Source organism: Meiothermus cerbereus, from assembly GCF_051297115.1.
GTDB lineage: Bacteria > Deinococcota > Deinococci > Deinococcales > Thermaceae > Meiothermus > Meiothermus cerbereus_A.
The window spans coordinates 66,853-77,837 of sequence record NZ_JBEVAL010000005.1 but is presented as its reverse complement, the minus strand read 5'-3'; the positions used below and the strand labels follow the sequence as shown (position 1 = coordinate 77,837).

Sequence of the window (10,985 nt, the reverse complement as noted above, 5' to 3'; positions counted from 1 at the left end):
TTAGAAATCGTTCCCTCAGTGTCCCTGTCCATGTTTTTCAACTTTTGTCGTGTACTTAGGATTCTTGGTATGCTTCTAGAAAATCACTCCTCGAGATGCCTGACTGGGTGCATATGATACGCAGGGTTGGGGCCTTAATGATGCGGTGATTGGGTAGGGTCAAAGGGGTGCGGGTGCCGTCGGGGTTTTCACGAATCATGGAGATGTGGTTCCCCTCCCGCACGACGCTGAACCCCAGCCGCTCGAGCGCCCGCAGAACCCGCTCTTTGGGCGCGTCGTTGGGAAACCTCATGCCACCTGGGCCTCGGCGATGAAGGCTTCCTGGGCGCTGTCGCTCTCGTCCAGCGCTTCGGGGCCGAAGGTTTCAAGGTGGAACTTAATGGCAGACTTTACGTCAGCCAGCGCCTCTTCGAAAGTATCTCCTTGCCCCACAACCACACCGCGCAGCCCCAGCGGGTAGGCCACAAAACCCTCTTCGTGCTTCTCGACCACAACCTTGACGGTTCGCATAGCTGGGCTTATTTTAGCGCTTTGAGCTCGAGTTGACCGGGAAATGCTCAAAATCCACGGTGCGACATTGGTCTGGTGGAATAACCAAGCAGTGGCTCTTACTTCGCGTACTCCACCGCCCGGCTCTCCCGCACCACCGTGACCTGCACCTGGCCGGGGTAGTTCATGTCACGCTCGATGCGCCCGGCAATCTCGCGGGCCAGCAGGGTGGCTTTGGCGTCGGAGATGCGGTCGGGCTTGACGATGACCCGCACCTCGCGCCCGGCCTGCACCGCGAAGGCGTTGTCCACACCGGGGAAGGAAAGGGCGATGCGCTCGAGCTGCTCCAGGCGCTGGATGTACTCTTCCAGGCTCTCGCGCCGCGCGCCGGGCCGGGCCGCGCTGATGGCGTCGGCGGCGGCGGCCAGCACCGAGTAGAGGGTCTCGCCGTTTTCGGGGTCGTGGTGGTGGGCGATGGCGTCAATGACCTCTTTGGGCTCGCCAAAGCGGGAGGCCAGGGTGATGCCAATTTCCACGTGGGTGCCCTCGATCTCGCGGTCTACCGACTTGCCCAGGTCGTGCAGCAGCCCGGCCCGGCGGCCCAAAGCAGCGTCCAGGCCCAGCTCGGCGGCCATGATGCCGGTGAGGTGGGCCACCTGCACCGAGTGCTTGAGCACGTTCTGGCCATACGAGGAGCGGAAGTGCAGCCGGCCCAGAAGCTGAACCAGCCCTGGCTTGAGGCCCACCACCCCGGCCTCGAGGGCGGCTTCCTCGCCACGCTCGTAGATGAAGGTTTTCATCTCGTTTTTGGCCTTCTCCACCACCTCCTCGATGCGGCTGGGGTGGATGCGCCCGTCCTGCACTAGCTGTTCCAGGGCCATTTTGGCAATCTCGCGGCGCATGGGGTTGAAGCTGGACAAGAGCACTGCTTCGGGGGTGTCGTCGATGATCAGATCCACCCCGGTGAGGGCCTCGAAGGTGCGGATGTTGCGGCCTTCGCGCCCGATGATGCGGCCCTTCATGGCATCGGAAGGGATGGGCACCACCGAGACAGCCAGGGATGCGGCCGTTTCGGAGGCCTGGCGCTGGGCGGCCTGGGCCAGGAGCTTCTGGGCCTCGCGCTTGACCTCGAGCCGGATGCGCTCCAGGTTGGCCTTAACCCGCAAGGCCTTTTCCTCTTCCAGCTCGGCGTCCAGCCGTGACAAGAGCAGGCCCTGGGCCTCCTCCCGGCTCATCCCGGCTACCTCCTGGAGCTTGAGGTCAATCTGCCGTTCGCGCTGGGCCAGCTCGGCCTGGCGGGCCTCGAGGGCCTTCTCCAGCATATCCAGCTTTTCTTCCTGCTCGTCGAGCTTGGCGGCGCGGGCATCGAGCTGTTCGCCCCGCCGTGCCAGCCGCTCGGTCTCGCGTTTGAGCTCCTCGCGTTCGGCCCGGCTGGCCTGTAGATCGGCCTGCAGGCGTTCGCGCTCGGCCTGGATGGAGGCGCGCTCGCTAGTCAGGGCCTCACGCTCGGCCTGCAGGCTGGCTTGCAGGCGCTCGCGTTCTTCCCGGAGCTGCTGGCGCAGGCGTTCTTCGCCCTGCTGGCGGAAGCGCTCAAGCTCGGCCAGGGCGCTTTGCCGCAGGTTTTGCACCTCGGTCTGGGTGCTTTGCCGCAGGCTCTGGGCCTCGGCACGCGCGGTCTCGAGCAGGGCCTGGGCCTGGGTCTGGGCCTGCTCGAGGGCGGTCTGGGCCTGGCGGCGGGCAGCTTCCAGGGTTTGCTGGGCTTCGTGGCGGGCGGCCTCGAGCTCACTTTTACTAACGTCGGTCTGGCGGTTGATGCGCTGCAGCAGCACCACCACCACCACCGCCAGCACAATCACGATTAGTGCGAGAATCAAGTCCAGGGGATTAAAAACCATCAGTACCTCCAAAGGTTGCAAGGAGGTTCTCACAGTTTCAGGTCTGATTGGCGATTGGCTAAATACGTTTGTTGACTTTCTTAGGCACACCCCTGCGCTGAACGGTTCCTGCTCACAGCCGGTATAGGCTGGGTTGTTTTGCATAACCTGCCCCGCACACCCGGCGGAGCAGAGATAAGAACCGTGACCAGATTTGCCCAAGCCCCACGCCAAACCAGAGGTAGACCATTACCAAGCTCTACACCAAGCTGCCCCTTGACCCGGTGAGATGCCACCGGGCAGATTCTCAGAACAATGGCTTCCTGGCCCTTCATACTGGGAGAACCCCACCTAGCAAGCAGTTTATGCCTCGGCAACTACCTCAGAAGACGCCTCGTCCTCTGCGGGGGCTGCCAATACCGATAGCTTACCAGCTTGGGCCAAAACTTTCTCGCGTATTTCCTGAACCAGCCGCGGCTCACCCTTAAGGAACTCGGCGGCTTTCTCCTTGCCCTGGCCCAACCGGGTGTCGCCATAGGAAAGCCAGGAGCCCGATTTGTCCACCACCTCGGTGGCAATCGCTACGGTAATCAGGTCGGCCAGGGGGTCAATGCCCTTGCCAAAGTACAGCTCGATCTCGTGCTCGCGGAAGGGCGGGGCCAGCTTGTTCTTGGTGACCTTGACCCGCACCCGGTTGCCCACCGCATCGTTGCCCACCTTGATGGGCTGGCCCTGCTTACGCACATCCAGCCGCACCGAGGCATAAAACTTGAGGGCCCGCCCGCCGGGGGTGGTCTCGGGGTTGCCGTACATAACCCCCACCTTCTCGCGGATCTGGTTAATGAAGATGGCCGCCGTGTTGCTCTTGGAAAGCGCCGCCGTGAGCTTGCGCAGGGCCTGGCTCATCAAGCGGGCCTGGATGCCCACAAAAGCATCGCCCATCTGCCCCTCGATCTCGGCCTGGGGCACCAGCGCCGCCACCGAGTCAATCACGATCACGTCGATGGCGCCCGAGCGGGTCAGAAGTTCCACTATTTCCAGGGCTTGCTCGCCGGTGTCGGGCTGGGAGACCAGGAGGTCGTCGATGTTGACCCCCAGGCTTTTAGCGTAGATGGGGTCGAGGGCGTGTTCGGCGTCCACAAAGGCCGCCACCCCTCCTGCTTGCTGGGCCTGGGCGATGATGGAGAGGGCCAGGGTGGTCTTGCCGCCCGATTCGGGCCCGTAGATTTCGATAATCCGTCCTTTGGGAATTCCCCCGATGCCCAGGGCCATGTCCAGGCCCAGGCTACCGGTGGAAATTACATCCACCTGCTGCCGCGGGGCCTCGCCCAGGCGCATCACGGCCCCTTTGCCGAACTGCTTCTCGATGGACTTCAGGGCCCCTTCCAACGCTTTTTGCTTCTCTTTATCCATACATGCTCCTACTGCTAGATACCGTTCAACCTAACGGAAACTGTTCTAAAACGTGGTATTGCGAACCCGAGCGTTCCAGCTTTGACTCTACCAAGCATACTGCTTTGGCACGGAACCGAATATTCATCAGCAGGGGCCCCACGCGGGGGGCAGGGCCTTTTTTGCGAGCCAGGGTCAGGTGGGGCTTAAACGGTGCGGCCTCGAGGTCGGGCAGGGCTTGCTGCAATTCTTTGGCGAGGGGCTCGAGGCCTTCGCCACTGGCCTTGACAAACCAGACCCGGGGGGAGCCGCTGGGGGGGAAGTAGCCGGTGCCACCCAGTTCTACCTCGAAGGCCTTGATGCTGGCTGCGGCTTGGCGCCCGATGCGGCGGAACTCTGGCAGGCGCTCGGAGGGTTGCTCGCCCAAAAAAAGCAGGGTGATGTGGAGCTGGTGGGGTGGTATGGGCTTCCAGCCCTTGTAGCCCCGCAGCTTTTCCTGGGCCTGGCTGAGGGCTGCTTGTACCTCGCCTGGGGGGAAGATGGCGTAAAAGAGCCTCACCTGAGCTCACCTACCAGAAAGGCCAAAGCAGCATGGGCTGCGCGCTGGCGCAACATCTCGCGGCCCGCTCCCGGCAAGCGGAAGTGCCTGGACTTCACGCCTTCCGGGCCGGCCAGGCCCACATAAAGCGTACCCGCTGGCTGGCCCTCGAGCTCCTGGGGCCCGGCCACGCCGGTGGTCGAGAGGGCGTAGTTCGCACCGAGCATATCGCGGGCGGCAGCGGCCATGGCCTCGGCAAAGGCCGGCGAAACCACGCCGTGCTGGGCCGCGACCTCTGGGGGAATGGGGAGCTGCGACTTGGACGCTGGGCTGTAGGACACCAGCCCGCCCAGGTAGCTTTGGGAAGCCCCCGAGACCCCGGTCAAAAGCGCTCCCAACACCCCCCCGGTCATGGACTCGAGGGTCGCCAGGGTGGCTTTTTGGCGCTCCAGCAGCTTTAGGGCCAGCGCAGGCAGGGTATCGCCGTCCTGGCCCCATACCGCCTCACCCAACAGGGGCCGAATCTGCGCTGCGAGCGCTTCTACCTGGCCTGGCTCACCCCGCACCACCACCGCCACCCCGTCCATCTTGGCATAGGTGCCCACCTGGGCCTGCCCATTGCGCCTGAACAAGTCGCCCAGCAGCTCCACAATGCGCGACTCGCCCAGGCCAAAGGTTTTGAAGACAACCTGCCGGTAGGGTTTTTGCGGTAGCCCGAGCCGGGGCAAAACCTCGGCCCACATCGGACGCCACTCCCCCGGCGGGCCTGGCAGGCAGATCAGGTCTTTGTCCTCCTGGTGCACCCACCAGCCGGGTGCAGTGCCCCTGGGGTTGGCAATCCAGCGGGCCGAGGGAATCTTCATGGCCTGTTTGCGGTTTGCCTCGGGCATCTTCCAGCCCCTGGCTTCAAACAACTTTTCCAGCCATTCCAGCACCTCCTGGTCGAGCTCGAGCTCCTCGTCCAGGGCGACGGCGATAGCCTCGCGGGTGATGTCGTCGGGGGTAGGGCCCAGCCCGCCAGAGATGACCACCAGCCGGGCGCTTTGCCAGGCCTGACGCACTTCCTGGGCCAGGGTTTCCAGGTTATCGGCCACCCGCAGGGTGCGGCGTATCTCCACAGCGTAGGGCTGGAGGCTGACGGCAATCTCCGAGGTGTTGGTGTCTACGGTTTCGCCGTATAGCAACTCGTCGCCTACCCCGATTATTTCTGCTATAAACATAATAACTCCTATACATTACAACAGTTTTTGAAAAACGTCAAAGCGCTTTTCCATCCGGAAGGCTCGAGCGCTGCGAAGGCCCTACCGTATGGGCAGGCCCGAAACAGTGGCCGACCAGCCCTCGATCTGCACCTGATCCCCCGGAGCCAGCTCTTTGCGCAGCAACGCCAGGGCAATGGCCCCATGGGTAGGCGACTCGACGGAGGTACAGACCCGACCGACAGGTCGACCCTCGCGAAAGACCTCGGCCCCGCTGGGAATTTCTTTCTGGCCCAGCAAGCCCATCAGCTGGTAGCGGGTGTTGCCACGGGCCTCGAGCCGGGCCATAATCTCCTGCCCGAGGTAGCAGCCTTTCTTATAGCTGACCCGGCCAGTCAGGCCCACCTCCTGCGGCAGCTCGCCCAGGGCTTCCGGCAGATCGGCCATCCCGCGTTCGACCCGCCAGATGTGCCAGGCCTCGCGACCCACCGGGGTGGCTCCAGCCTCCAGCAGCCGCTGGGCCAGCAGGGAAGCCTCGTGGGTGGGCACTAAAAGCCACAGGCCAAACTCGTCGCGGGCCAGTACCAGATGTGGGTCTTTGCGCAGGCCCCAACGCGGGGGGAGGGGAGCAAGCTTTTGGGCTATGGCTTCGGCATCTGGGCCCTGCAGGCGCAGCAGCGACCAGGGGAGCTCTTCAATCTCTACCTGATCGAACACGATGTATTTGCCAAATCGGTTGGCAAGGGCTTTGGCGCTGGGTGAGCTAATCCAGAAGGATTCGCCCAGATGCAGCACCAGACCCAGGTGTTCAATCTGGCCCTTGGCGTTGAGGAAGAGGGTCTCGAGCCAGCCATCCCGCAGCATCGAGCGGATGTCGGAGGTGCACTGGTTGTGCAGAAAGCTGGTGCGGTCGGGGCCTTTGAGTTGCAGAAGACCATACTCGCAGAAGTCCAGCAGGGCTGCGCCATATTGCAGGGCCTCGAGCTCTGCTTCTAACTCCCCGTAGTTCCACGGGACTCTAAACCCGCCCTGGGTGCGCCAGGTAACGTTCAACGACTCGTGTAAGTCTTGCAGCAGCACAACACCAGTTTAAGGCCAAACCTGCTCAGGCTTCTGGAGCAGGGATTCATTTGCTAGTTCACCTGCACCCGGTACACAAAGAAGCCCCCCTGCCCTGGCAGCAGCGCGGGTGCACTGCCACCCCCAGGGAGGGGCGCGGTGCTCAGGGTACAGAGCGAAGCCAGGTTCAGGCTGATGTTGCTGGTCGTGCCCAGGTCGGGCCGTACCACCGTGCCGTCCGGGCAGACCAGCTCCACCTCGCCGCTGGTGCCGTAGGCGTTCTGCACCAGGGTGGTGAAGAAGGGTACCGGGTCGAAGAGGATCACATTGAAGATGGGCTGGCTGCCAATGTTCTGGTAGGCGATGCGGTACTCCAGCACCTCGCCAGGACGGCCCTGGGCGCTGCTGGCGAAGGAGGTGTTCTGGGTGTGGTTGCGCGCTTGCTTTGTAAGCCGCAGCTCACCCCCGCGGATGACCGTGGTGGTGTCGGTGAGGCTGCGCACCTCCACCACCGCGGGGTTGCTGGCCCAGGCCAGGTTCAGGGAGAAGGGGGCCAGGTCCACCTGGCCTGCGCTCAAGCCGGCAGGTACAATCACCCGCACCTCGAGGGCGCATCCCCGCAGGCTGCCGTCTGACTCGCGGGGCCAGGAGGCATTTACGCTAAAGGAGAGGGGTAGGCCCTGGAAACCCTCGCCTGGGTCGTCAAAATCGTCATCGCAGTTCACGTCGCGGCGCAGCTGGTAGCTGAACTGGGTGGGTGCGAGCGAGAGGGTGGCGTTGCCCAGGGTGCCGGGTTTGTACTGGTGGGCATAGGTAATCACCCCTGGACTGGTGGCCTGCCCGGCCTGGTCGGGGGAGAGCAGGGAGGGGCGTACCACCCCAAAGTTGCGCACATAGGTGGCACCGGCCAGGGTACCGGCGGAACCCAGACTGATCACCGCGCCAGAGGAGGCGGGGCTGGTGGCATCGGCCCAGGAGGCAACCTGGCTGGCGAGGCTGCCGTTGTTGTGCCCGGTGGCGGGACGTACCGGGTGGGAAAGGACCACGCTGTCCCAGCTGGCGGGGATGTAAAGCTGGTAAAAACCGCTGCCGTCGGTGGTGGCGGTGCGGACGGGATAATCGCTGGTGGCGGTGATGGTCACGCTGCCCACCCCACGCTCGCTGCCATCCTGCAGGGCGTTGTTCGCATTCCCTCCGCTCTCCCCATCGTCGTAGAAGACCCGGCCTTCCACCCGGAACCCGTGGAAGAGGCCGAAGTCCTGCCCCAAAACATTTGTGCTGGAGACCGTTACTGTCCGGCTGCCGCCTGCGGGGTTGATAAAGAGCCAACCCGAGGGCGGTGTGGGGGTGGTGTCGGCGGGGTGAATGCCATCGTCCAAAACCAGGGTGTAGGTGCCGGGGGCCACCCCGCTGAAGCTGTAGGCCCCACTGCCCGCGCTTACCATCTGCACAGCCAGCACGGTGGTTCCCTGCACCAGCTTCACGTAGACCATGGCCCCGTCCGACCAGTCCTCTGCGTTCCTCATCCCGTTGGGCTCCCGGTCGTGGTAGACCAGGCCAGAGATTGCGTAGCCGAAGACTACCTGAACGTTGGCGCTGAACTCGGAGGTGTTGCCGTTGGCGTCAATGGCAATGGCGCTCACATAGTCCCCCGAGGCCAGGCCCGCGAGGGAAACCGTGAAGCTGAAGGCTCCGCTGGCGTTGGCAGTGCCCGAACCCAGGTAAAGAACCCCTTCCCCGTAGCCAAGTCCTCCCAAGGTGTCCCCGCTCCCCGCCAGCGCCTTGTAGACCTCCACGGTGACGCCTGGGCAGGCAGTGCCCTGAACCTGGAGGCCTCCCCCCACCACCTGGGCCAGGGTGATCACCGGGAAGTCCAGACCCAGGTTGGGTTGGGAGGTGTTGTTGCAGTTGCCGTCGTTGGGGGTGACCCCGTCGCCCAAGGTCCAGGTGCCCGCGTCCAGGTCTATGGCCACGCCCCTGTTGCCCCCAAAGTGGTTCTGGGTGATGCGGTTTCTCAGGGGGGTGCCCCCGGTGTTGGAAAGGTGCACCCCCGCCCCGCCCTGGCCCGCGTAACCCAGGGTGTCCTGGATGAGGTTCTTGCGAATGGTGTTGTCCCGGGCCCCAGCGTGGATCCCGATTCCGGCTGTCCGGGCCCGCAAGATGGTGTTGTTCTCTATGAGGACGTTCCGGGTACCGGAGTACCAGAGCTCAAGCCCCTTCCCTGGGTCGGTGCCCGCCGTGCCCCCGCTCACCTCCCGCACGTCCCGCACCAGGTTCCCCCGGAAGACCGTCTGGGTGCTCCAGGCGGAGCCGCTGTTCCAGAAGGCCACGCTATCCCCGTCCGGTGCCCCTTCGGTAGAAGTGGAGTTCGGCCCGTTATAGGCGAACTCGTTCCCCTCAATGAGGCTTCCCTGGGCTGAGGGACCATTCAGCAAAATGGCGTACCCGTTGTAGGCGAAGTAGCTCCGGCGAACGGTGGCCTGCCCCTCCAGGCGCACCCCGTAGCGGCGGTTCTGCTGGGCTCCCACGCTGGCGGGGTCGCTGCCGTCGGGGAGGGCGCCCACCACGAGCTCCTCCAAGGTGGCCTGGCCCGTGCTGGTGATGAAGATGGCTGCCTGTCCCCCCGTGCTAAAGCCCCGCTGGCCGTAGAGACTCAGGCGGCGGATGGTGGTGTTTTGGGCCTCCACCCGGATGCCCGCTGTGCCTGAGGCGTTGGTCTGATTGGAAAAGTTCAGGGCCAGCTCGGGCCTTGGAGTTTGGGGTAGGGGAAGGGCATCCACCCCCACCGTGCCCCCGGTGCCCAAGGAGCCTGGGCTCGTGTCCCGCACAGAAAGGGGGTTCAGTGCATCGTAGGTGGTGCCGTCAAGGGTAGTGGAGGCGTCTTGGACAAAGGGAAGGGGGTTTGTGACGCTTAGGGTCCACCAGCTCCCCCCGGAACCCGAGGTGTTGGGGGTGTAGGGGCTTGCGGGCACGAAGCGCATGGCGTTGGCCCCGGCGATGGCGTTGGCGTTCTGCAGGAACTGGCGGAGCGAGCCCTGAACCGTGCGGTTGGCGCTGGTGTCATCGTCCTCGGTGCCCCCGCCCCGCAGGTTGGTGACCACGTTGAAGCTGAAGGCGAAATCCACTCCGGTAACCTCACCGCCGGACACCGCCACCCGGGCCAGGTGCTTGGCCCCGGTGTTGGCGGAAGGGGCGGTGTCGGTGGCGTTGAAGCCGTCCGAGGCCCCAGGGGCTCGCCCACCGTAACGGGGACCCAGATCCAGGGCGGGGGTGGTGGGGTCGTCCCCATAGGTCTGCTCCACCCAGACATCCCCCTGGCCATAACCGCTGTTGAAACCAGCGCTGGGGCTCACGGAACGGGAGTCCACGGCCACCAGGTAGGTGCCGTACGCGGAGAGGCTAAAGGTGTAGCCCCCATCCAAGGCAGTGGTGGTTACAGCCACGAAGGTGTCAGAAGCGTCTATCTGGCCGTTGTTGTTGCTGTCCTGGTAGAGGCGCACCGTGGCCCCGGGGTGGGGCACGAAGCCGGAAGGCTGGGCGGTGCCGGGGATGTCCTCGTACACCTTGCCGCTGATCTCGGGGACAGCGACGTACACGGTTGCGCTGGCGGGCCCTATGGAGGTGGAGCCCAGATGCGCCGTGACGCTATTGCTGTAGGTTCCCTCTACGCTGGGCATGGTGACCCTGTAGATCAGCCGGATGGACCCTCCCCTGGGAACAAGGTAAGAGCCGCTCACGTTGCCGCTAGAGTCCAAAACAAAGGGCTGCCCGATAAAGGCAAGGGTCCCTGTAGCTCCAGGCTGGGGCACCTGGCTGGAGTTGCCAGCGGTGACATCGCTACCCGGTTCAATACCCACGAAGGTGACCCCGGAGGGTAGGTTATCCAGAATGCGCTCTATGTAGGCATCGTACTGGCTAGAGGAGTTGGTAATCGTTACGGTGTAAACGACTTCACTTCCAGGCAGAACCGTTGAGGCCGAGGCTGTTTTAGCGATGGAAAGCGAGTTGGTGGCCCCGGGGAAAGTTATTTGCGTGGCTGCGGCACCGAAGTTGCCGCTGTATTTGATCTGGTTACCACTGCTTTGGGCCGCATAGGCTGAGGCCGTGGTGCTGGTGTTGGCGCATTGATACTTGATGTAGTACCTTACGGTTACCGTGTTCCCACTACCCCCTTGGGACGAAGTGGCCGTGAAAAAGAGCTGATTGCTGGTTCCAACGGGGATGGCGTTGACCTGAGAGGCTGTTACCCGAGCGTTCACGAGCTGGAAGCACCCCGCATTGTAGGAGGTGTTGCCAGCAGGCTGCATGTTGAAGCGATCATTGGCTTGTATGTTCCCGAAGGAGTAGGTGACATCGTAGGTGATGACTTGGCCAAGGACAGCGCCTGGCCCAAGGATGGTGTTTGAAACCTGACCCCCTGCGCTAGCGCTGATA

General features: G+C 63.7%; 8 protein-coding genes. All 8 read right to left on the bottom strand.

Annotation, left to right across the window (positions count from 1 at the left end):
• Positions 1 to 55: 55 nt before the first annotated feature.
• Positions 56 to 292 carry a type II toxin-antitoxin system HicA family toxin gene (locus ABWU19_RS02200; RefSeq protein WP_435900135.1) on the bottom strand — a complete coding sequence of 79 codons (237 nt, stop codon included), beginning with the start codon at positions 290 to 292 and terminating at the stop codon, positions 56 to 58.
• The gene (locus tag ABWU19_RS02195) at positions 289 to 510 is read right to left on the bottom strand and encodes a type II toxin-antitoxin system HicB family antitoxin (RefSeq protein WP_435900134.1); all 222 of its coding nucleotides are present in this window, start codon (positions 508 to 510) and stop codon (positions 289 to 291) included. Before ABWU19_RS02195 ends, ABWU19_RS02200 begins: the two co-directional genes overlap by 4 nt.
• Before the next feature lie 98 nt (positions 511 to 608).
• Positions 609 to 2,384: a ribonuclease Y gene (gene rny, locus ABWU19_RS02190; RefSeq protein ID WP_435900133.1), complete on the bottom strand. Its 1,776-nt coding sequence runs from the start codon at positions 2,382 to 2,384 to the stop codon at positions 609 to 611.
• A 342-nt stretch (positions 2,385 to 2,726) separates the two neighbouring features.
• Positions 2,727 to 3,776: a recombinase RecA gene (gene recA, locus ABWU19_RS02185; RefSeq protein WP_435900132.1), complete on the bottom strand. Its 1,050-nt coding sequence runs from the start codon at positions 3,774 to 3,776 to the stop codon at positions 2,727 to 2,729.
• Between the two features lie 25 nt (positions 3,777 to 3,801).
• Entirely contained in the window at positions 3,802 to 4,314 is a 513-nt protein-coding gene (gene thpR, locus ABWU19_RS02180) for an RNA 2',3'-cyclic phosphodiesterase (protein ID WP_435900131.1), read from the bottom strand.
• Positions 4,311 to 5,513 carry a CinA family nicotinamide mononucleotide deamidase-related protein gene (locus tag ABWU19_RS02175; RefSeq protein WP_435900130.1) on the bottom strand — a complete coding sequence of 401 codons (1,203 nt, stop codon included), beginning with the start codon at positions 5,511 to 5,513 and terminating at the stop codon, positions 4,311 to 4,313. The genes thpR and ABWU19_RS02175 overlap by 4 nt, the downstream gene beginning before the upstream one ends.
• 81 nt (positions 5,514 to 5,594) lie before the next feature.
• Positions 5,595 to 6,572 (bottom strand): CAF17-like 4Fe-4S cluster assembly/insertion protein YgfZ, encoded by a 978-nt coding sequence (gene ygfZ / locus ABWU19_RS02170; protein WP_435900129.1) that lies wholly within the window; start codon positions 6,570 to 6,572, stop codon positions 5,595 to 5,597.
• Positions 6,573 to 6,625: 53 nt separating this feature from the next.
• On the bottom strand, positions 6,626 to 10,858 hold the full coding sequence (locus tag ABWU19_RS02165; RefSeq protein WP_435900128.1) for a right-handed parallel beta-helix repeat-containing protein: 4,233 nt from the start codon (positions 10,856 to 10,858) through the stop codon (positions 6,626 to 6,628).
• Positions 10,859 to 10,985 lie beyond the last annotated feature (127 nt).

What these genes read in the sequence shown, in the direction of transcription:
- recA (WP_435900132.1), bottom strand. Translation starts at nt 3,776, where the DNA reads ATGGATAAAGAGAAGCAAAAAGCGTTGGAAGGGGCCCTGAAGTCCATC.
- ABWU19_RS02175 (WP_435900130.1), bottom strand. Translation starts at nt 5,513, where the DNA reads ATGTTTATAGCAGAAATAATCGGGGTAGGCGACGAGTTGCTATACGGC.
- ABWU19_RS02200 (WP_435900135.1), bottom strand. Translation starts at nt 292, where the DNA reads ATGAGGTTTCCCAACGACGCGCCCAAAGAGCGGGTTCTGCGGGCGCTC.
- rny (WP_435900133.1), bottom strand. Translation starts at nt 2,384, where the DNA reads ATGGTTTTTAATCCCCTGGACTTGATTCTCGCACTAATCGTGATTGTG.
- ABWU19_RS02165 (WP_435900128.1), bottom strand. Translation starts at nt 10,858, where the DNA reads ATGCAGCCTGCTGGCAACACCTCCTACAATGCGGGGTGCTTCCAGCTC.
- ABWU19_RS02195 (WP_435900134.1), bottom strand. Translation starts at nt 510, where the DNA reads ATGCGAACCGTCAAGGTTGTGGTCGAGAAGCACGAAGAGGGTTTTGTG.